Annotated in this window: 14 protein-coding genes; 4 read left to right on the plus strand and 10 right to left on the minus strand. The window is 63.5% G+C overall.

The annotated features are described in order from the left end of the window. Positions 1 to 79 precede the first annotated feature (79 nt). Both ACN0X9_RS03845 and gap read right to left on the minus strand, forming a co-directional pair. Entirely contained in the window at positions 80 to 1291 is a 1212-nt protein-coding gene (locus ACN0X9_RS03845; RefSeq protein WP_417486314.1) for a phosphoglycerate kinase, read from the minus strand. A gap of 25 nt (positions 1292 to 1316) precedes the next feature. Then, on the minus strand, positions 1317 to 2327 hold the full coding sequence (gap, locus tag ACN0X9_RS03850; RefSeq protein WP_417486327.1) for a type I glyceraldehyde-3-phosphate dehydrogenase: 1011 nt from the start codon (positions 2325 to 2327) through the stop codon (positions 1317 to 1319). A gap of 384 nt (positions 2328 to 2711) precedes the next feature. On the opposite strand from gap, the gene ACN0X9_RS03855 reads away from it, so the two are divergent. Further along, complete coding sequence (locus ACN0X9_RS03855) at positions 2712 to 3920, plus strand: NAD-dependent epimerase/dehydratase family protein (RefSeq protein ID WP_417486315.1); 1209 nt, start codon at positions 2712 to 2714, stop codon at positions 3918 to 3920. Positions 3921 to 4082: 162 nt separating this feature from the next. On the opposite strand, the gene ACN0X9_RS03860 is transcribed toward ACN0X9_RS03855, so the two are convergent. Continuing rightward, positions 4083 to 4487, minus strand: a complete 405-nt coding sequence (locus ACN0X9_RS03860; protein ID WP_417486316.1) for a hypothetical protein — start codon at positions 4485 to 4487, stop codon at positions 4083 to 4085. 20 nt (positions 4488 to 4507) lie between these two features. Beyond that, a complete protein-coding gene (gene argE / locus ACN0X9_RS03865) occupies positions 4508 to 5677 on the minus strand; it encodes an acetylornithine deacetylase (protein ID WP_417486317.1) in 1170 nt (389 codons plus the stop codon). Positions 5678 to 5803: 126 nt separating this feature from the next. On the opposite strand from argE, the gene ACN0X9_RS03870 reads away from it, so the two are divergent. Both ACN0X9_RS03870 and ACN0X9_RS03875 read left to right on the plus strand, forming a co-directional pair. Continuing rightward, entirely contained in the window at positions 5804 to 7306 is a 1503-nt protein-coding gene (locus ACN0X9_RS03870) for a pilus assembly protein TadG-related protein (RefSeq protein ID WP_417486318.1), read from the plus strand. A gap of 91 nt (positions 7307 to 7397) precedes the next feature. Further along, a complete protein-coding gene (locus tag ACN0X9_RS03875) occupies positions 7398 to 8957 on the plus strand; it encodes a pilus assembly protein TadG-related protein (RefSeq protein ID WP_417486319.1) in 1560 nt (519 codons plus the stop codon). Positions 8958 to 8999: 42 nt separating this feature from the next. On the opposite strand, the gene ACN0X9_RS03880 is transcribed toward ACN0X9_RS03875, so the two are convergent. The 3 genes from ACN0X9_RS03880 to ACN0X9_RS03890 all read right to left on the minus strand — a co-directional run bounded on the left by ACN0X9_RS03880 (position 9000) and on the right by ACN0X9_RS03890 (position 14548). Next, a complete protein-coding gene (locus tag ACN0X9_RS03880; RefSeq protein ID WP_417486320.1) occupies positions 9000 to 9704 on the minus strand; it encodes an FKBP-type peptidyl-prolyl cis-trans isomerase in 705 nt (234 codons plus the stop codon). Positions 9705 to 9727: 23 nt separating this feature from the next. After that, positions 9728 to 12604 carry a M16 family metallopeptidase gene (locus ACN0X9_RS03885; RefSeq protein ID WP_417486321.1) on the minus strand — a complete coding sequence of 959 codons (2877 nt, stop codon included), beginning with the start codon at positions 12602 to 12604 and terminating at the stop codon, positions 9728 to 9730. Positions 12605 to 12688: 84 nt separating this feature from the next. Continuing rightward, the gene (locus tag ACN0X9_RS03890; protein ID WP_417486322.1) at positions 12689 to 14548 is read right to left on the minus strand and encodes a dipeptide ABC transporter ATP-binding protein; all 1860 of its coding nucleotides are present in this window, start codon (positions 14546 to 14548) and stop codon (positions 12689 to 12691) included. A 240-nt stretch (positions 14549 to 14788) separates the two neighbouring features. Between ACN0X9_RS03890 and ACN0X9_RS03895 the strand changes: the two genes are divergently transcribed. Continuing rightward, positions 14789 to 18223, plus strand: coding sequence for a PAS domain-containing protein (locus ACN0X9_RS03895; RefSeq protein WP_417486323.1), 3435 nt, complete (start codon positions 14789 to 14791; stop codon positions 18221 to 18223). 18 nt (positions 18224 to 18241) lie between these two features. On the opposite strand, the gene ACN0X9_RS03900 is transcribed toward ACN0X9_RS03895, so the two are convergent. From ACN0X9_RS03900 to ACN0X9_RS03910, 3 genes are all read right to left on the minus strand, one after another. After that, entirely contained in the window at positions 18242 to 19477 is a 1236-nt protein-coding gene (locus ACN0X9_RS03900) for an ABC transporter permease (protein ID WP_417486324.1), read from the minus strand. Then, positions 19474 to 20154 carry an ABC transporter ATP-binding protein gene (locus ACN0X9_RS03905; protein ID WP_417486325.1) on the minus strand — a complete coding sequence of 227 codons (681 nt, stop codon included), beginning with the start codon at positions 20152 to 20154 and terminating at the stop codon, positions 19474 to 19476. Before ACN0X9_RS03905 ends, ACN0X9_RS03900 begins: the two co-directional genes overlap by 4 nt. Then, positions 20154 to 21608 (minus strand): efflux RND transporter periplasmic adaptor subunit (locus tag ACN0X9_RS03910; protein ID WP_417486326.1); only part of this gene is annotated, 1455 nt, incomplete at its 5' end. The genes ACN0X9_RS03910 and ACN0X9_RS03905, both read right to left, overlap by 1 nt.

The raw sequence follows: 21608 nt of genomic DNA on the forward strand, positions 1-21608 counted from the left end.
TCAGGCGCGGATTTTCGCGCCTCGCCCGACTTTTCATGTTACCGATACCATTCGATATGCGGCAAGTCATCCCGCCGCGTCACGCGACCAGTTCGGGCGTCCCCATGACGGCGGCAACGCCGGGCAAGGTCTTGCCTTCCATCCATTCCAGGAATGCGCCACCGGCCGTCGAGATGAAGGTGAAATCACCCGACACACCGGCCTGGTTGAGCGCAGCAACCGTGTCGCCACCACCAGCAACCGCGATCAGCTCGCCCTCGGCGGCAGCGCGCGCAGCGTGGCGGGCGGCCTCGACCGTGGCGGTATCAAACGGCGGCGTCTCGAACGCGCCGAGCGGACCATTCCAGATCAGCGTCGCCGACTTGTCGATCGCCTGACCGAGCGCGACCACGGTGGCCGGCCCGCAATCGAGGATCATTTCGTCGTCCTGGACGTCGGTGACCGCCGCGAGGCGGGTTTCCGGATTGGGCTTGAATTCCTTTGCCAGCACCACATCGCTCGGCAGCATCAGCTTGCAGCCGCTTTCCTCGGCCGCCGCCAGGATGGCGCGAGCGGTGTCGACGAGGTCTTTTTCGCACAGGCTGGCACCAACCTTGAAACCTTGGGCGTGCAGCAGCGTGTTGGCCATTCCGCCACCGACGAAGAGCGTGTCGACCTTCTTCACCAGGTTCTGCAGCAGGTCGATCTTGGTCGAGACCTTGGCACCGCCCACCAGGGCAATGACCGGACGCTTGGGGCTTTCCAGCGCCGCGACCAGATGGTCGATCTCGCGCTGCAGGGCCAGACCGGCATAGGACGGCAGGTGATGGGTCACGCCCTCGGTCGAGGCATGGGCGCGGTGCGCGGCCGAGAAGGCGTCATTGACATAGAGATCGCCCAGCTCGGCCAGGGCCTTGGCAAAACCGGCCTCATTCTTCTCTTCGCCCGGCTCATAGCGCGTATTCTGCAACAGCAGGACATCGCCATCGGCCATGCTGGCCACGGCAGCCGCAGCATCCTCGCCCGCGACGTCATCGACGAAGCTGAGCTCGACACCCATCAGATCCGCCAGCGGCTGGCAGACCGGCTCCAGCGACATCTCCGCAACGCGCTGCCCCTTGGGGCGACCGAAATGGGCCATCAGGACGACTTTCGCGCCACGCTCGACAAGGTGGTCAATGGTCGGAAGGGCCGATTCCAGACGCGTTGCGTCGGTGACCTGCCCGTCCTTCATCGGCACGTTGAAATCAACGCGGACAAGCACGCGCTTGCCGGCAACATCGGCATCCTGGATGCGACGGATCGTGGTCATGGCTCGGTCCTTCGGACTGTTGGACTTACAGGAATTTGCCCATGGCGACGGTGGTGTCGACCATGCGGCAGGCAAAGCCCCACTCATTGTCATACCAGGTCATGACCCGGGCCAGCCGCTCGTCGATGACCTTGATCTTGTCGAGGGCGACGATGGAGGAGCGGCTGTCGTGATTATAGTCGATCGAGACCAGCGGCAGGCTGTCATAACCCAACACGCCCTTCATCGGACCGTCAGCGGCGGCGCGGACGGCGGCGGCCAGTTCTTCCGCCGTGGTGGCGCGGCCCGGCGTGAAGACCAGATCGATCAGCGAGACATTCGGGGTCGGGACGCGGACGGCGGCGCCGTCGAGCTTGCCGACCAGTTCCGGCAGGACCAGGCCGACAGCCTTTGCGGCACCGGTCGAGGTCGGGACCATCGACATGCCGGCGGCGCGGGCGCGGTGCAGATCCTTGTGATTGCGGTCCAGCGTCGGCTGGTCGCCGGTATAGGCGTGAATGGTGGTCATGTGGCCGCGCTCGATGCCGACGGCGTCATTGAGCACCTTGGCGACCGGGGCCAGGCCATTGGTCGTGCACGAGGCGTTGGACACGATGATGTCTTCGGCCGTCAGCTGGTCGTGATTGACGCCATAGACGATGGTCTTGTCGGCATTCTTGGCCGGGGCCGAGCACAGCACGCGTTTGGCGCCTGCCTCGATGTGGGCCATCGAAGCCTCTTTCGAGTTGAAGGCACCGGTGCATTCCATGACGATGTCGACGCCCATATCACCCCAGGGCAGCTGCGCCGGATTGCGGTTGGAGACTTTCTGGATCTTGCCGAAACCGGCATCGATCCAGTCATCACCGACCTTGATCTCGCCGGGATAACGACCGTGCACACTGTCATAGGTCAGGAGGTGGGCATTGGTTTCGGGGGTCGAGCTGTCATTGATCGCCACGATCTCGACTTCGTCCCAGCGCTTGCTCTCAAGAACCGCGCGCAACGCCAGACGGCCGATACGACCAAAACCGGTAATCGCAACCCGAAGGGCCATACTCATCTCTCCATGTCAGAACACCGGACCGGGGGACGTCCGGAGGAAGTTGGCGCGGATTTAGCGACCTTTGAGGTGCTAGTCCACCAATGCTGTGCGGGAATCGGCCGGAGACGGAATTTTTCCCATATCAGGGCGCACCAGCTCATTCACCCAAGCATGCGCCAAATATCGCAAATTTCATGCCGAATCAGAGAAATTTGCGCATCCATCCTCAATGATACCGTTATCGGCTGCACCATGCCGCTTTGGCGCCAAGGGGCGGACAACGGCCTCAATTGCGTTTGGCGGCAACAGTGCCCAAAGCAGGCCACCTCTTGCCATGCCCGCGCACCGCTGCGAGAACAAAATGTCTAGGGATTTAACGTCAAGGGCAGACGTCGCATGAAAGTTATTGTTCTGGGCGGAGACGGCTTCTGTGGCTGGCCGACCGCACTCCACCTCTCCAATCTCGGCCACGACGTCGTGATCGTCGACAACCTGTCGCGCCGCAAGATCGATATCGAGCTTGAGGTCGAGAGCCTGACTCCGATCCGGCCGATGTCGGAACGCCTGGCCGCGTGGAAAGAGGTGTCCGGTCGCGACATCGCCTTCGTGAACATGAATATCGGCAAGGACTATCAGGAATTGGTCGACCTGATCGAGGCTGAACAGCCCGACACGATCGTCCACTTCGCCGAACAGCGCGCCGCGCCCTATTCGATGAAATCGGCCCGTCACAAGCGCTATACGGTCGACAACAATCTCAACGCCACCAATGACGTGCTCGCCGCCATCGTCGAGAGCGGCCGTGACATCCATCTCGTCCACCTCGGCACGATGGGCGTCTATGGCTATGGCACGGCCGGGATGAAGATTCCCGAGGGCTATCTCAAGGTGAAGATCGAAACGGATGAAGGGCTGAAGGATCAGGAAATCCTCTACCCGGCCAATCCGGGCTCAATCTACCACATGACCAAGACCCAGGATCAGCTCTTCTTCCATTTCTACAACAAGAACGACCAGGTGAAGATCACCGATCTCCACCAGGGCATCGTCTGGGGTACGCAGACGGAAGACACCAAGCGCGACGAACGCCTGATCAACCGCTTCGACTATGACGGCGATTACGGCACCGTGCTGAACCGCTTCCTGATGCAGGCCGCCGTCAACTATCCGATGACCGTGCACGGCACCGGTGGCCAGACGCGCGCCTTCATCCACATCCAGGACACGGTGCGCTGCATCCAGCTGGCGGTCGAAAACCCGCCCAAGCCGGGCGACAAGGTCCACATCCTCAACCAGATGACCGAGACCCACCGGGTCCGCGACCTGGCCAAGATGATTGCCGACCTGGCCGGCGCCGAGCTGCAACTCGTCCCCAATCCGCGCAATGAGGCGGACGAAAACGACCTGCATGTCGAGAACAACACCTTCCTCCAGCTGGGCCTGAACCCGACCACGCTCGCCGACGGTCTGATGGAAGAAGTCACCGACATCGCCCGCAAATATGCGGACCGCTGCGACCACTCCAAAATCCCCTGCATCTCATACTGGGGCAAGTGTCGCGAAGATGCGGCAGCGACAGCACCGGCGGAGACGGCCGCAGAGTAGGCTTTGCACCTTCCACACAACAGGGCGCCCGCTGCGGCGCCCTTTTTTGTGCCCGGAACCCAGCCCAACCGCCCGTTTGGGTCCTGACGTGCGTCCGGATGACGATTGTGGAATGGGTGCCAAGACCCTCGCCTCGTCGCGAGGCGCCCTTTTCCTGCAAACCTATCCGCCGCCCGGCGCCGATTGCAGCAGCCAGTCCAGCGCTTCCGGTTCGGTCTCGAACACCGCGAAGGCATGGTGCTCGTCCTTGTGGGGCAATTGCTCCCAGACGTGGATAATGGGCGAATTCCAGCGCGCCGGGATGACCCAGGCTTCGCGCGTGCCATCACCGCGAACATCCCGCGTCGCATCCATATAGGGCATGGCAACGTCAAGATATTGCCGAATGGTCAGGGCACTCAGATCAGCATCACGATCAAGCAAGGTCAGAATCCGGCGCGAGCCAGCCCATTCCGGCTCGTGGATGATATCCCGGTCCGAGCGCAGGATCTCCTCCATGTCGACCGCCCCCTCGAAGCGGATCCGGAACGCATTGATCCCGGCATCATATGCATAGCGATAAGTCATGCCTGTCCCCGGCCGCGATGTCAGGCCTCCGATTTCCGCACCATTTTCTCAAGAAAATCACAACAGGCTGCGAGCTGGTCAATGGCCACGAACTCATCGGGCTGATGAGCCTGGTTGATCGAGCCGGGACCGCAGACAACAACGGACAAGCCCGCCGCCTGGAACTGGCCGGCTTCCGTGCCATAGCTGACCACGCGTGTGGAATTGTCGCCGGTGAGCTGGCGGGCGAGACGTTCGGCGGCGCCGTCGGTTTCCGGCGCAAAGGCGGGCACGTCGGATCGCACCTTGATCTCGATCGAGGCTTCCGGAGCGCTTTTGCGCATCTCGGTCTCGACCAATGCCGCCCGCTCGCGCAGTCCGTCGGCGATGGCGTGCGGATCATCCCAGGGGCAGGGCCGCATCAACGAGCCGAATTCACAGTCCAGGGCAAGGATATTGAGCGCCGTGCCGCCCTTGATCTCACCAATGGTCAGCGTGCCGTGCGGCGGGTTGAAGGGGCTGTCCGCCGGCGCGGCGAGTTCCATCTTCTTCGCCTCATCCACCAGATACTGCATCAGCGGGACGCTGTGGGTGATCGCACAGGCCCCATCCCTGACCAAGGAGGAATGGGCTTCGCGGCCGCGCACTGTCACGGTCAGCGAGAACAGGCCCTTGTGGGCGGTGACGACCTGCATGTCGGTCGGCTCGCCCACCACCACCATGGCCGGCCTGACCGGACCTTCCATGATCCGGTTGATCAGCGCCGGCGCCCCCAGACAGCCGACTTCCTCGTCGAAGGACAAGGCGATATGGATTGGTCGCTTCAGATCAGCCTTCGCGATATCCGGCGCCAACGCCAGAATGCAGGCGGAGAAGCCTTTCATGTCGCAGGTGCCGCGGCCATAAAGCCGGCCATCGCCCTTGTCGGTCAGCACCCAGGGGTCGGACGTCCAGGGCTGGCCGTCGACCGGCACGACATCGGTATGTCCGGACAGGACCACGCCGCCATCCACAGCCGGGCCGAAGCGGGCATGCAGGTTGGCCTTGCTGCCATCCTCACTGGGAATGCGCTCACACTCGGCACCCAGGGCGAGGAGTTTGGCCTCGACATGGTCGATCAGCGGCAGGTTTGAATTGCGCGAAGTGGTGTCAAACGCGACCAGGTCGCGCAATTCGGAAATGGCGGCGTCGAGATGTTTGGAGGCGGGCATGGCGACAATCTGATCCGTATTTGACTGTGGCTGTTATGGAGTCTTTCACAGCGATATCAAACAACGCTGCGCTTGTCGGCCCGGTGCGGGCATCCTGTCGATCGGCAAGGATGGGATCGGCTTCACATGTGGCGCAAGATTTTCGACCGTCTGGCAGACTTTCAGCGCAGTCGCGACGGCAATATCGCCCTGTTGTTCTCGCTGATGCTGGTTCCGATCACGGTGTTGTCGGGCGGTGCGGTCGACATCAACCAGGCGCTGAACGCCCGGGCCCGCCTGTCCGGCGCACTGGACGCGGCAGCGCTCGCTGTCGGCGTGCAGACTTCGGTCAGCGAAACGGAAGCGGCCAGCCTCGCGTCGGAATTCATCGCCGCCAATTATCCCGACCGCGAACTCGGCGTGGTCGGCAATATTGAGGTCCAGCTCGACCCCGACCAGGACCGGGTGACCGTGCGCGCCGAATCCCGGGTGCAGACCATCGTGCTCGGGCTGATCGGCATTGAATACCTCACCGTTCACTGGGAAAGCGAGGTCCAGCGCGCGCGCTCGTCGCTGGAGCTGGTCATGGTGCTCGACAATACCGGTTCGATGGGTGGATCGAAGATATCCAGCCTGCGCTCGGCCGGCCTCCTGCTGACCGATATCCTGTTTGACAGCTCCGATCCGAACCGGCTGAAAATCGGCCTCGTGCCGTTTTCGGCGACGGTCAATGTCGGCAGCCGGTACGAGCGGGCCTGGTGGCTGGATGCCAACGCGCAGTCACCGCTTCATGCCGAGAATTTCGATCCCGCCGCCAATCGCTGGGATGTGTATGACAATCTGCGCAATCGCGAGTGGGCGGGCTGTGTCGAAGCCCGCGCCATCCCCCATGATGTCGAGGACACGCCGCCGGATGCCGGCGACCCGGACACGCTTTTCCTGCCCTATTTCGCACCGGACGAGTCCAACTATGCGAACAATGCCAGCTACGCCAATTCCTACCTCAATGACGGCATGGGCGGGTCCGATGAACGTGCCCGGATGCGCAACACGCCCAAATACAACAATGCCTGGATCAATTCGAGCAGTCGCGGCCCGCAATGGGGCTGCACGGCCAGGCCGATCACCCCGCTGACCGATCAGCGCAACGTCATCGATGATGCGATCGGGGACATGATTGCCAATGGCACCACCAACATCCCGATCGGGGTCAGCTGGGGCGTCCGCGTCCTGTCGCCCGGCATGCCGTTCACCGAGGGCGTGCCCTTCGACCAGGAGGACACCATCAAGGCAATGGTCGTGCTGACCGATGGCGAGAACTATCTCGACGGCCGCAACAACCCCAACTACTCGCACTATTCCGGCTATGGTTACATGCGCGACGGGAGGCTGGGCATCCAGTCCTCCTCGGACAACACCATCCGCAATGCCCTCAACGCGCGCACGCTGGCGGCTTGCGAATACGCCCGCTCGCTGGGCATCCGGGTCTACACCATCACCTTCCAGGTCAATTCCAGCTCGACCCGCGACATGATGCGCGACTGTGCGACCCATCCGACGCTGTATCATGACAGCCCGTCGGAGGACGCGCTGCGGGCGGCATTCGAGTTGATCGCCGGCGACCTGACCAATCTCCGCCTGTCGAGATAGGCCTCGATTAACGCCCGGATAACCGCGACTTATAACCCCCCCTTAATGCCAGTCCGATACAATTTGACCAATTCTGTATTGGATCACAGCCATGCCGTTCAAAGGCCTGTTCATTCTTGGTGCCCGCTTCTGTCGCGAAACCCGCGGCAATGTCGCGACGATTTTCGCCCTCACACTGGTCCCCGTCGCGCTTTTGTCCGGCGGTGCTGTCGATCTGAGCCAGTCGATGAACGCCCGCTCGCGCCTGGCCCAGGCCCTCGACGCGGCTGCGCTCGCGGTCGGCGTCAATACCAGCCTGTCGAGCTCGGAAGCGACCGCAATCGCCAATAATTTCATCGATGCCAACTATCCCGGACGCGAGCTCGGTGTGGTGCAGAACGTCAATGTCTTTATCGATGACGAGACCGACACGGTTACCGTCCGTGGCGAGGCCCGTGTCCGTACCACCATGCTGGGCATGATCGGTCTCGACTACATCACGGTTCACTGGGAGAGCGAGGTCCAGCGAGCCCGCCAGCGGCTGGAACTGGTCATGGTGCTCGACAATACCGGCTCGATGGGCGGCTCGAAGATCCGCAATCTGCGTGACAGTGCCGAGCTGCTCACCGAAATCCTGTTTGACGCCGCCGACGACCCGGAAGACGTCAAGATCGGGCTGGTTCCGTTCGCGGCGACGGTGAATGTGGGCACGAATTATGAGCGCGCCTGGTGGCTCGATCCGCTGGCCGCCTCACCGCTCCACGCCGAATGGGCTGGCGGTAGCACCGTCGAGGTCGAGACCTGCACCGGTCGCGGCCGGCGGCGGCGTTGCACGACCGAGGAAATCACCATCAATCACTGGGACCTGTTTGACGATCTGCGCAATACGGAATGGGAGGGCTGTGTCGAAGCGCGCGCCATCCCGATGGACATTGACGACACCCCCCCATCGGCCGGCAATCCGCAGACGCTCTTCGTGCCGTACTTTGCGCCTGATGAACCCGACAATGACCGTGACTACTCCAATGACTATCTCAGCGACGGGCTGACCGGCGGCCTGCTCGGTCGCCTGCTGAACCTGCTCAAATACGACAATGGACGCCCCAGCGGTGGCAGCCCGAACATGGCTTGCACAACCGAACCGATCACGCCGCTGACCACCAATCGCACACGCCTGCTCAATGCCATCGACGACATGGACGCCAGCGGTACCACCAATATTCCGCAGGGCGTGGGCTGGGGCATACGCGTGCTGTCGCCGCAGGAGCCCTTCACCGAGGGGGCCGCCTATGATGATCGCGAGATCATCAAGGCGATGGTGATCCTGACCGATGGCGACAACGTCCTGACCGGCCGGTCGACCGACCTGCGCTCGGACTATTCGGCCTATGGATTTTCCGCCCATGGCCGGTTGGGAACGACATCATCCAGCAGCAATACGCTCGGCAACCGCCTTGATGACCGCCTGGAGGATGCTTGCGACTACGCCAAGGCACAGGGCATCCGCGTCTACACCATCACCTTCCAGGTCAATTCCAGCTCGACCCGCAGCCTGATGCAGGACTGCGCCAGCCATCCCAGCCTGTATTTCGACTCGCCCTCATCGGAAGCGCTGGAAGACGCCTTCGAGATGATCGCCGGTGACCTGACAAACCTGCGCCTGTCGCGGTAAGCGACAGGCGTCAGGCCGTTTCATTCGAATTCCAGAGCGGGGTCAGCCCGGCAGGTCGAGCAATTCCAGCTCGAAGACCAGCGCCATGTTGGGGCCGATCGGGCCACCCGGCCTGGGATTCATGCCGTAGGCCAGATTCGGGTGGATGAAGAGTTCCCAGCGTTCGCCGACCTGCATCAGGGGCAAGGCCTCAACCCAGCCCGCGATCAGCCGGTCGGACGGGAAGGTGGCGGGCTCGCCGCGCGTCCAGGAGCTGTCGAACTCCTCGCCATTGAGCAATTGGCCGCGATAATTGACCGTCACCATATCGCCCCGCATCGGGCTGGCACCCTCTTCCACCGCCGTGCGGATGCGGAACAGCAGACCGGACGGGAGGGCGAACACGCAGGGCTCGTCGAGCATGGCGGTCAGATAGGTATCGGCCTGGACGCCATTGGCGGCCGGATCATTGGCATCCTCGGGCAGATCAACCAGCGGGATGGTCACACTGTCATCGACGGAGCAGGTGCGGGCCTCATCGACAATCAGCTGACGGGCAATCAGTTGATCGAGATTGGGCACGACGCGATGGGCCAGTTCCAGGCGCGCGCGCAGGGCATCGGCATCGCCGGAAGCGATGGCGTCGGTGAGTGAGGTATTGGAGGTCATGGTCTCGGTTTCAGCTTCGGGTGTGGCCGTGTCGGCAGGTTGCGAACAAGCCGACAGCGCCAGGGCACAGCAGGTCGCGGCGAGGGCAAAACGGGTCATGGATCTATCCTGTAGACTGGAAGTTATTCGGCGTCGCGCGGCACGATGGTGACGCGCCAGCTGCGTTCGGGGGCGATATAGGTTGCGGCCAGGGCAACCAGGTCTTCGCGGGTGACACTTTCATAGTCCGAGCGCAGGGACCGGATCCGGTCGAGGCGGTCGGGGTGGGCCCAGGACTGCGACAGCCAGGACATCCAGGCACCATTGTTTTCCTGCGCATTCTCGATCCGCTCGAGCAGCGGGGTACGGGCCCGCAGGAATTCGTCATCGCTGATCGACCCGGCGGCCATGTCCGCGGCCAGCTCATTGATCGCGGCATAGGTCTGGTCGACCGTCTCGAGACGGACATCGGCGCCGACATAAAGATAGCCATAGTCGGGATAAACGTCGGATTCGCTGGCGGCATTCGAAGCGGAATAAGTCAGCCCTTCCCGTTCGCGCAGGCGCTCCGTCAGCTTGAGATCAAACACCGCATTCAACAGCGCCATCGCTCGCGTACGGGCCGGATCACTGTCGTCAAATGTCGGCCAGTAGACATTGGCACGGGCCTGGTTGGCCGGTCCGTTGTGCAGCAGCACAACCGGTTCGACGACCGGATCCGGGAAAACCACAGTGCGGGCCTCGGCATAATCCGGCCAGCTGTCGGCCCGGTCCGGCAGGGCTCCGAGTGTCGCTGCCAGAGCCTCGATCAGGGCCTCTTCGCTGACATCGCCGACAATCGTCAGCTCGATCGGCGCACTTTCCAGCGCCGGGGTCAGGAAGTCACGGATCGCAGCCATGTCGACACCGGCCACCTGTTCCGGATCGGGCAGGCCGTAGCGCTCATCCCCGGAGCGGATCAGGCGCGCCACTTCAGCCGACATCACACCGCCCGGGGTCGAGTAGGAGTTGCGGCGAATTTCAGGGATCACGGCGCGGAACTGCTCCATCCCCTCCTGGCGCCAGCCCGGATCGGTCAGGAAGGCCGTCAGCAGGTCCATCTGGATGCGCAGGTCACCCGGCGTGGTCGCCGTGTTGAAACTGAAACTGTCATCGCCGACATTGAAGCTGTAGCCGATATTGCGACCGGCCAGGACGCGGCCGAGCTCATCGGCGGAATGCTCACCCAGGCCCGAGGCGGTGAACACCGAACCGGCGATGATATCGACCGCCGGCATGGCCCGCGGCTCCAGCTCGCCGCGACCGAAATCGAGGCGGACACGCACGGTCCCGTCTTCGAAATCGGTCTGCTTGAACGTCACCGCGACACCGTTCGCAAAACGCAGTCGTACCAGGCCCAGATCGGCGATTTCCTCACGAGACGTTATCTCTCCGGCGGGACCGAAATCGGTGTAGGCGAAACTCAACTCGCCATGATCTTCCGGTGCCTCGACGGGCTGTTCCGCGCTGGCCTGCCAGGCTTCAATGAGCCGGGTCTGCGGGTCTTCCAGCTCGACCGATGTGGCCAGGAAGAGCAAGGGCTCGACACCGTCCCAGCGGGCCCGGAAGGCCGCCGAAACAGCTTCGGGCGTGACATCAGGCAAGGTCGCTTCAAAGCGCTCCAGCATCGATTGCGGGGTGGTCAGCACCTGGTCCGAGCGCCAGTTCGACCAGATCTGGTCGGCCAGGCCGGAGGTCGGGCGCGTGCCCGCCTGCTCGGCCCCGTCGCGCAGGGCGGTGTGAAGATTGGCGATCTGTTCGTCGAGTTCGGCCCGGGTGAAGCCATGCTCAAGCGCCCGGCGCAATTCCTGCTCGACCGCAGCCACACCCTCTTCCCAGCGATCCGGGCGGGCAATCGCCAGCACCGAAGCCCGGTCGGCAATGCCGAAATCGGTTCCGTGATTGGCGGCTGCCTGGATCAGCGGCGAGGTGCCCGAACTGGTCAGGGTGGCGAAGCGACGGCTGAGAATGGCATCGCCGATATTGGCCAGGTTGTTGTCAAACCGGGCCGCCGCACTGTCGAGGACCGGCGTGAAGGGCCGCACGGCGTCGACCGTGAAAATCGTATAGATTTCCGGGTCATGGAAATAGCCGGCCGAGATCGGTCGGTCTGCCGACACGGTGCCCAGATCCGGGTCCTCGCGGGGGGCCTCAAGGCCTTCCCAATCGGCGAAACTGGCTTCGATCCGGGCAATCACGGCCTGCGGGTCGACATCACCGACCACCACGACCATGCCGCGCTCGGGCGTGTAGAAATTCTCGTAATAATCGACGAAGCGCTCGCGCTGGGCATTTTCCAGCACCTCGGTGGTGCCGATGGCATCGCGATCCGGGACCAGCGTGTCGGGCAGGCGAAAGCGCCACACCGCATTGTTCCAGCGACGGATCGGGGTGTTGCGGACGCGTTCTTCGGACAGCACGACGCCGCGCTCGCGGTCGATCGCTTCGGGATCGAACAGGATTTCGCTGGCGGTCTGGCGCATCAGGAACAGCGCGGTCTCGACCGCCTCATCGCCGGCATCGGGCAGGTCGAGCTGGTAGCCGACCGTCTCATAGCCGGTGAAGGCATTGGTATCGGGTCCGAACTGCAGACCGTAGCGCTCCAGCAGGGGCACCATCTCGCCTTCGGGAACGTCGGTGGTGCCGTTGAAGGCCATGTGTTCGATGAAATGGGCAAGACCGCGCTGGTCGTCCGCCTCGCCGAGCGAGCCCATGTTGAACACCATCCGCACCGAAGCGACATTGGGCGGCGTTTCATTGGTCCGCACCGCATAACGCAAACCGTTTTCGAGCTGACCGTAGATGATGTCGGGATCGGCCGGGAGATCGGTGACCTCGTGGACAAAGGCATAATCGGTCGGGATCGCCACGTCCGCCTCGGGACGGTCACTGGCCGGTTGGCAGGCCGCCAGCGAGACCGCCAGGGCGAGGATCGCGGTCAGGCTTGTTGCGCCGGTTCCCGTTCCGATTTTCAAGGCCATTCAAGCACTCCCGGTCATGGTTTCAGGTTCGGAACCTAGTGGTGTCCGAACCGATGTCGAGTGAATAAGCTGCAAAGGGCCTTGTCAGCCCGACGTCCGTTCGAACGGGTCGTGCTCGGCGACCCAGTGGCCCTCGGCGACTTCCATCAATTGCGGACGGTACTGGTCGGCATCCGGATCATCGATCAGCTTGGACTTCATGAAGCGCAGCTGGGCGCGGCTGTCCATCGGAGAGGGAAGCTCGCCGTCCAGCTTGACGCGGACCCGGGCTTTCTCGACCACCGGGTCCGGCACCGGTACGGCGGAGATCAGGGCCTGGGTGTAAGGGTGGCGGGCGTCTTCATAGATATTGGTACGGTCCGCCAGTTCCACGATCCGGCCGAGATAGAGGACCATGACCCGATGCGAGATCTCACGCACGACCGAAAGGTCGTGAGAGATGAAGATCATCGACAGGTCCATCTCCTGCTGCAGCTTGATCAGGAGCTCGATGATCTGGGCCTGGATCGAAACGTCGAGTGCCGAGACGGCCTCGTCGCAGATCACCAGCTTGGGGCGCAGGATCATGGCGCGGGCAATGCCGACGCGCTGGTTCTGGCCGCCGGACAGCTCGTGCGGGTAGCGGTTGATCATGTTCGGGTCGAGGCCGACCTTTTCCATCATCTCCTTGACCACGACTTCACGTTCCGCGCGCTTCATCGATTTGCGGAAGGTCAGGAGCGGTTCCTCGATCGAGGCGCCAATGGTCATGCGCGGGTCAAGCGAGGCGAGCGGATCCTGGAAGACGATCTGGAATTCTTCGCGGGTCTTGCGCAGCTCATTGCGTTTGAGGCCGAGCAAGTCGCGACCGATCCATGACACGGCGCCCTCCTGGGCCGGAACCAGTCGCAGGACCGCACGGGCCAGGGTCGACTTGCCGCAGCCGGACTCGCCCACCACGCCCAGCGTCTCGCCCGGACGCAGATCAAAGCTGATGCCATCGACGGCGCGCAGCGTCTTGTAGGTCGGGCGCAGGCCGCCGGAGACCTGGATCGGGAACTGGACCTTGACGTTGTCGACGGCCAGCAGCGGTTCGGCATCGGCCGCGGCAGCAACCGGCTTCAGCGTTGTGTGTCCCGGACGATCGGGGCGATCAAGGCGCGGCATGGCTTCCAGCAGCATGCGCGTATAGTCGTGTTGCGGATTGGCGAAGATGTCCTCGATCGTGCCGCCTTCGACATAGACGCCGTGCTTCATCACCTGGGCCCGGTCGGCCATGCGGGCGACGACACCCATGTCGTGGGTGATCAGCGCCAGGGCCGCACCGGTCTCGCGCTTCAGCTCGTCCATGATGTCGAGCACTTCGGCCTGCACCGTCACGTCGAGCGCGGTGGTCGGCTCGTCGCAGATCAGCAGGTCGGGCTCGCACAGCATCGACATGGCAATCATGACACGCTGGCGCATGCCACCGGACAATTCGTGCGGATATTGCGCCAGTCGGCGCTTGGCCTCGGGAATGCGAACCCGGTTGAGCCAGTCCAGGGCGCGGGCATCAGCTGCCTTGCCGCGCATCTTCATGTGGATCCCGAGCACTTCGCGCATCTGGTCACCGACCGTCATGTGCGGTGTCAGCGAGGTCAGCGGGTCCTGGAAGATCATGGTCATCGAGCGACCACGCACCTGGTTCAGCTTGTTCGCGGACAGGCCGAGAATTTCCATGTCACGGTATTTGATCGAGCCGGTCGCCTTGCCGTTGGAGGCCAGCAGGCCCATCGCGGCAAGGAAGGTCTGGCTCTTGCCGGAACCGGACTCACCAACAATTGCCAGGCATTCGCCTGCATTGATCTCCAGGGACACACCCTTGACCGCCTCGACCTCACCGTCAGGGGTCTGGAAATTCACATTGAGGTCTGAGACCTGCAAAATCGGCGCCGTCGTCGACAGGCTGGAATGGGCCTTGGGCACAATAATACTCCCCAAATACTCGGTAGCGGGGGAGCATATCGACACATTGGCCCATGACCAGCCTCGTTCTCATTCCCAACTGCCCGACAGGCGGGATGTCTTTGCGTGGCGGACACAAAACGCCGCTGCTAAGTTTCCGGCGCATCAATCCTTTTCCTTCCGGGCGGGACTCAGTCACACTGTCACCCGAGGATATGCCAAGAGGTTGTGGATGACACACGCTGCGGGAGCATGGATGCGATGACCCCACGGTCCGCCGATACCCAACGCGCACTGTTCGCCAGTTCGCCCCTGGCCATTCTTTCGCTGGACGCCGGCGGCGCCATTACCGCCGTGAATGCGGCCGCTGCGGAGTTGTTGGGTTATGACCGGGCCGACCTCTCCGGCAAGCGGGCCCAGATCGTGTTTGCGGACCCGCGCGCCTATGACCAGCTTGAAGCGACACGGTTCAATATCCCTGACGGCATGGCGGAAGGTCGTTTCACGGCTCGCTATCGTACTCGCGCCAGTCGGGTATTTGACGGCGAGACGGTCGCAGCCCGCGCCACCAATGAAGGCAATTATGGCACGGGAACACTGCTGTTCATCCGTGATGTCTCGGCTGAGCTGAGCCTGAAGGCCAAGCTTGAAGCCAGCGACATCCAGCTGCGCGCGGCGCTGGCATCGGCCAATGAAGGCGCCTTCTCGCTCAACCTGGTGACCCGGCTGGGATCGACGCGCGGCTTCATCAACGAGTTCCTCGGCATTTCCAGCGCCGACGCCACCATCTCGCTGGAACGATGGCTGGAAATCACTGCCGAAGATGATCGCGAACGCCTGGCGGGCGCCTTCGAAACGCTACGCACTCAACCGACACGGCCGCTCGACATCGTGTTCCAGGCCACCCGCGCTGACGGCGAGATCCGCTGGCTTCACATGCGCGGCAAGGTCACCGAATTTTCCCGGGACGGCCAACCCTTGCGCGTATCTGGCGTGGTCGCCGACACCACCGAACGACACGATCTGGAAGCCAGGCTGGCGGCCCGTGAACGTCAGCTCGCCGAAGCCATCGAGTTCGGTTCGAGCGGCGTCTGGGAGGCGGATCCGACCACAATGGATGTAACGCTGATCGGACCCATCCGCGCCATACTCGGTGTTGCCGATGAGGATCCGGGAATCGACGGCACCCGCTGGCTTGAACGCACGCACGAGGATGATCGAGGCGAGGTCGCCCGGCAAATACAGACGCTGGCAGATGGAAACTCCAGCGTCCTCGATGTGGAATACCGCGTGCGCGATTCCCGCACCGGTGACTGGATCTGGCTTCGATCACGCGGCGGTGTGAAACCCGACACCGACCCGCCCATTGCCGTCGGCATGTTGGTCGACATTACCGAGCGCAAGAGGCTGGAACTCAAACTGGCCGAGACCGAGCGGCTCATGCGCGAAGGGCTGGAGGGAGCCAATGACGGCGCATGGAGCATGGATGTCCCTGCCGGACGCCTGCTTGTCTCGGGGCTCATCTCACGATTGCTGCAGATCGAGGATGGCGCGACCATCACCCTGGATGACTGGTTCGGCCTGATGCCCTCCGATTCGGAACCGGTGGCACGGGCCAGATTCCGCGACTTCACCGATCAGACCCGCGACCAGATTGACGCCGGAACCAGTCAGGACCTGGGTCGTTTCCGGGTCATCGGGCCGGACAGTTCGGAAGTTTGGCTGCGCTCGCGCGGACGCGTGGTTGAATGGACACCGGACGGACAGGCGGCCCGCGCCGCCGGGATCGTCAGCAACATCACCGAAGAGCAACGTCTTGAGCGGGCTCTGGCGGAAAGCGACAGACGACTGCGCGAAGCGCTGGTCGCAGCCGGAGAAGGCGCCTGGCGGGTCAATCTGAAAACCCGCGTCGGCGAGGTCAGTGCCGTCATCGCCGAGATGTTGGGGCTGCCACCCCAGGATGCCCGCATCACCTATGATGACTGGGAAACCCGAGTCCATCCAGACGATCTCGACACCGCGCGCGAGGCGTTTCGGGCGCTGCAATCGGGAGACCGCAACGCGATTGACATTATCGTGCGCTACCAGTCGGAGACCGGTGGATGGATACGCATCCACAATCGCGGACGGATTTCGGACCGCGATACCAATGGCGACCCGACTGTGGCGACCGGATTCATCGCCGACATCACTGAGCGGTTGGAGACCCAGGAAGCGCTCGCGGATCGCGAGCAGCAACTATTCCAGGCCGTGACGGCGGCCGCACTGGGAACCTGGCGCATCGACCTGGTGGCCCAGACCATCAATTTGCGCGGCACGATCGTGGCGCAATTGTTTGGCGACGACGATGCGCGAACCCTCCCCGTCTCCGAATGGCGTGAGCGCATCCATCCGGACGACCTGGTCGCGGTCGACGCCTCTGTTGCCCACATACTCACCGCCGAAGATGTCCAGGCCGACGACCAGTATCGGTTGCGGGACTGGACCGGTGACTTCGTCTGGCACCGCTCGACCGGTCGCATTGTCGAGCGCGACGAAAACGGGAGGCCGACGGCCGCCTCCGGCGTGCTGTGGAATATCGACGCCACGCGGCGGCTGGAAACGCTGATGGCGGACGAGCGTGCGCGCTTCGAACGCATCTACCGGGCCACGCCCGCCATGATGCACACGATCGATGCCGACGGCTTCATCGTCGAGGTCAGCGACTTCTGGCTGTCCCATCTGGGCTACAAGCGGTCCGAGGTGATCGGGCGGCGCTCCACCGATTTCCTCGACGCAGAATCGCGCGAGCGCGCCGTTCGGGTTGAATTGCCCAAGCTGTTCCAGATGGGTCAGAACACCCACACGGCCTACCGCTTCCTGCGCAAGAGCGGCGAGCCGGTCGATGTCCTGCTGTCCTCATTCCTCGAGCGCGACGCCGAGGGCAGGCCGCTGCGCAGCTATGCCACCCTTACTGACATCACCGAGCTGACAGCCGCCAATGAACAGCTCGAACGGACCAATCGCGAACTCGACCGTTTCGCCACCGTCGCCTCACACGACCTGCAAGAGCCGTTGCGCAAGGTCGCGGCCTTCTCTTCGCTGGTGCGACGCCGCTATGCCGACAAGCTGGATGAGGACGGTGTGCGCAGTCTCGACTTCCTGGCGGACGCGGCCCAGCGCATGCAGCGATTGATCAATGACCTGCTGTCCTATTCCAAACTCGCCAGCCAGCCGCTGAATCTTCGGGATGTCGACATGAATGCGCTGGTCGCCGACATCATCGATCAACTTGAAACACCGATCAGTGAGTGCAATGCCCGCATCACCGCGGTCGAGCTCCCGGTTATCCAGTCCGACCACGTCCTGCTGACCCAGATTGTGCAGAATCTGATCTCCAACGCGGTGAAGTATCGCGGCAATGCCGACCCCGTCGTGAAAATCGATGCCGTCGAGGATGAGGCCGGCTGGACCTTCTCCGTCACCGATAACGGTATCGGTCTCGAGACGCGGTTCTCCGAAAAGATTTTCGCGCCATTCCAACGCCTTCACACGCGCGAACAATATGAAGGCACCGGAATCGGGCTGGCCGTTGTCCGCCAGGCGGTCGAGCGGCTGGGCGGTCATATCCGTGTTGAATCAGAACCGGGACACGGCGCCAGCTTCATCTTCGACCTGCCTCGCACGCCGCCTTCGGCGCGACGCGAATCCGGCTGACAACCGGCGCCTGTCCACCTATTCGAAACGCAACGCTTCGATCGGATTGAGACGCGAGGCGCGGTGTGCCGGATAGAGTCCGAAGAACACACCCACGAAGGCCGAGGCGCCAATGGCGATGGCCACGATGACCGGGTCGATCAGGATATCCAGCTGTCCGACCTCGGCATAGATTAGCGTGCCGGTGACACCGACCACCAGTCCGGCCAGGCCGCCGATCACGCACAGCACGATGCTTTCGATCAGGAACTGGTTGCGCACATCGGCCCGCCGCGCGCCGACGGCGAGGCGCAGGCCGATTTCGCGCGTCCGCTCGGTGACCGAGACCAGCATGATGTTCATGATCCCGATCCCGCCGACCAGAAGCACGATGCCGGCACCAACGGCGAGCAACAGGCCGAGCTGGCTCTCGGTCTCATTGCGGGCACGCACAAATTCGGCCAGCGAGCCGACCGCGAAATCATCCTCGGCACCCGGTTGGATCTCACGGCGTATGCGCAGCAGGTCCTCGATATCGGCAATCACGCGCGAGGTGGATTCACCCGGCGCGATATCGGCGTAAATGGTTGAAACGCCATCCCGGACCGTCACCCGCATGCCGGCCCCGAAACGTTGGCGGACGGTCGACAGGGGCGCGAAAACAACATCGTCCTGGTCCTGCCCCCAGGAACTCTCCCCCTTGGGCTCCAGCGTGCCGATCACCTCGAATGGCTGGCCGCCGATACGGATCGACTGGCCCAGCGGGCTGGCACCGTCAAACAGTTCGCGGATGATCGTCTGGCCGACCACGACATAACGTCGGCCGCCGGTATCCTCGGCGCCGGAAAAGGCCCGTCCCTCGTCGATTACCCAGCCGCGGGCCGAGAAATAGTCCGGGTTCACACCCTGGATGCGCGAACTCCAGTTGATGCCGCCGAACACCAGCGTCGTCGACGCGGACACCTCGCCCGAGACCCCGGCCAGGCCGGCAATCTCGTCGCGGATCGCCACGACATCACCATCGGTCATCGGATCGGCAGACCCGGCGCCGCCACGTCGTCCGCCGAACATCGACGAACCCGGACGGATGATGAGGAGGTTGGCACCAAAGCTGGCAATCTGCGCCTCGACCGCCTGCTTGGTCCCCTCACTGATGGAGACCAGAACGATCACCGAGGCAACGCCGATGATGACACCGAGCATGGCGAGCGCACTGCGCAGCGCGTTGATGCGGAGCGCCGTCAGTGCGACCCGAAGCGAAGCAAAGGCATTCATGAGCGGTCCTCCACGATGACGCCATCGCGAAACACGATCTGGCGCCGGGCATGATCGGCGACTTCCTGCTCGTGCGTCACCAGGATGACGGTAATGCCCTCACGGTTGAGCTGGTCGAAGATTGCCATGATGTCGTCGGACGTCTTGGTGTCCAGCGCGCCGGTCGGCTCGTCGGCGAGCAGTATCTTGGGGTCGTTGACCAGGGAACGGGCAATGGCGACTCGCTGTTGCTGGCCGCCCGACAATTGCGACGGGTGGTGATCGGTGCGATCCCCGAGCCCGACCTGGGTCAATCGCTTCATGGCCCGGTCGACCCGCTCCCGATGCGGCATGCCCGAATAGATCAGCGGCAGGGCCGCGTTCTCGACCGCGCTGGTGCGCGGCAGCAGGTTGAACTGCTGGAAGACGAAGCCGATGGTCCGGTTGCGAAAGCGCGACACGGCGTCCGGCCCCAGCGCCCGGACATTCTCGCCGGCAATCCGCAGATCACCCGAGGTCGGCTGGTCGAGGGCACCCAGCAGGTTCATCAGGGTCGACTTGCCCGAGCCCGACGTGCCCATGATGGCGACATACTCACCGGCCTCGATATCGAGCGAGACGCCGTTGAGGGCGTGCACCGTCTGGTCGCCCATCGTGTAGGTCTTGACCAGATTGCGACACTCGATCAGCGCCGGCATTATTCACGCACCTCGCGGGCCCGTGTGATGACGGCTTCGCCGGCCTCAAGCTGGCCACCGACAACCTCGGTCTGCTGGGTGTCATTGATACCCACACGCACGCGGCGCTCGGCCAGGGTTCCGTCGGCCTCGAGCACCCAGAGGGAGACATTGCGGGTCTCACGCATTTCGCGCTGGATTTCGCGGTAGCGGGTCATCTGTTCCGGCGTCAGCACGGCCTGCAATTCCCGGGTGATTTCCGCCTGGGCCGCGGCACGATCCGGCGTTTCGCCGGACTGGGCGGCAGCGGCCATCCGGCCGAAGACCTGGCGGAAAATCGCACCGGCGCGTTCCTGCTGGTCCTGCGTGAGCTCGAGTTGCTCGGCCATCTGGGCCATCGGATTGCGTCCGCCACCCGGACCGCCACGACCGCCGCCCGGGCGTCCGCCACCGGAGCCACCCGCCTCGACAGGCTGCGACCGGCTTTCCAGCGACGGCGGCGGCCGGAAGCGCAGGGCGGAATTGGGCACAGTCAGCACGTCGGTCCGCTCGCCGGTGATGATGTCCATATTGGCCGTCATGCCCGGCAGCAGGCGCTGGCCCGGATTGGCCGCCGAAATCACCACGGTGTAGGTGACGACATTATTGAGGGTCTGCGGCGCCAGACGGATCTGCTCGACCACGCCTTCCAGTTCCAGCCCCTGATAGGCGTCAACGGTGAAGGAGACAGGCTGGCCCTCGGCGATCTGGCCGATATCGGCCTCGTCGACCTGGGCATCGATCTGCACCTGGCCGAGATCCTGGGCGATCGTAAACAGGGTCGGTGCCGACAGGCTGGCGGCAACGGTCTGCCCCTCATCCACGGCCCGGTCGACGACAATACCGTTGATCGGCGCCCGGATGGTGGTGCGTTCCAGATCGATCTGCACGCCTTCCAGCGTTGCGTCACGCTGGGCGAGTACGGCCTGGGCGTTGCGGATCTGGGCGTCGGAAACGGCCAGGTTGGCCTGTGCGGCCTCCTGGGCTGTCAGCGCATTGTCGAGCGCCGCCTGGGCCGAGATCCCCCGGTCGAACAGGGCGCGGACGCGATCATATTCCTGTTGGGCCGAGCGGGCATTGGCCTCAGCCGTCAGACGGTTGGCACGCTGAAGCGCAAGCGTGGCGGCGGCGGTGGCGCGATTGGCCTCGGCTTCACGGATGCGCGTCTCATAGGTCTCCGGATTGAGCTGGGCGATGACCTGGCCCGCCTCGACCGTGTCGTTGAAGTCGGCGTAGAGGCTTTCGATCTGCCCGGACAATTGCGAACCGACCTCGACCGTCACGAGGGCCCGCACGGCGCCCGAGGCTGCAACGATCCGGCGCACTTCACCGGGCGCCACGTCATGGGTCTCGATCACGATTTCGCCGGCACTGTCGGCGCCCTGTGACATCCACCACCAGCCGGCCGCAGCCAGCACCAAAAGACCGACCGCTCC

Source organism: Maricaulis sp., from assembly GCF_048268525.1.
Classification (GTDB): domain Bacteria; phylum Pseudomonadota; class Alphaproteobacteria; order Caulobacterales; family Maricaulaceae; genus Maricaulis.

Bases quoted from the DNA above. Each gene is read 5' to 3' on its own strand.
- ACN0X9_RS03845 (WP_417486314.1), bottom strand. From the start codon at position 1,291: ATGACCACGATCCGTCGCATCCAGGATGCCGATGTTGCCGGCAAGCGC.
- gap (WP_417486327.1), bottom strand. From the start codon at position 2,327: ATGGCCCTTCGGGTTGCGATTACCGGTTTTGGTCGTATCGGCCGTCTG.
- ACN0X9_RS03855 (WP_417486315.1), top strand. From the start codon at position 2,712: ATGAAAGTTATTGTTCTGGGCGGAGACGGCTTCTGTGGCTGGCCGACC.
- ACN0X9_RS03860 (WP_417486316.1), bottom strand. From the start codon at position 4,487: ATGACTTATCGCTATGCATATGATGCCGGGATCAATGCGTTCCGGATC.
- argE (WP_417486317.1), bottom strand. From the start codon at position 5,677: ATGCCCGCCTCCAAACATCTCGACGCCGCCATTTCCGAATTGCGCGAC.
- ACN0X9_RS03870 (WP_417486318.1), top strand. From the start codon at position 5,804: ATGTGGCGCAAGATTTTCGACCGTCTGGCAGACTTTCAGCGCAGTCGC.
- ACN0X9_RS03875 (WP_417486319.1), top strand. From the start codon at position 7,398: ATGCCGTTCAAAGGCCTGTTCATTCTTGGTGCCCGCTTCTGTCGCGAA.
- ACN0X9_RS03880 (WP_417486320.1), bottom strand. From the start codon at position 9,704: ATGACCCGTTTTGCCCTCGCCGCGACCTGCTGTGCCCTGGCGCTGTCG.
- ACN0X9_RS03885 (WP_417486321.1), bottom strand. From the start codon at position 12,604: ATGGCCTTGAAAATCGGAACGGGAACCGGCGCAACAAGCCTGACCGCG.
- ACN0X9_RS03895 (WP_417486323.1), top strand. From the start codon at position 14,789: ATGACCCCACGGTCCGCCGATACCCAACGCGCACTGTTCGCCAGTTCG.
- ACN0X9_RS03900 (WP_417486324.1), bottom strand. From the start codon at position 19,477: ATGAATGCCTTTGCTTCGCTTCGGGTCGCACTGACGGCGCTCCGCATC.
- ACN0X9_RS03905 (WP_417486325.1), bottom strand. From the start codon at position 20,154: ATGCCGGCGCTGATCGAGTGTCGCAATCTGGTCAAGACCTACACGATG.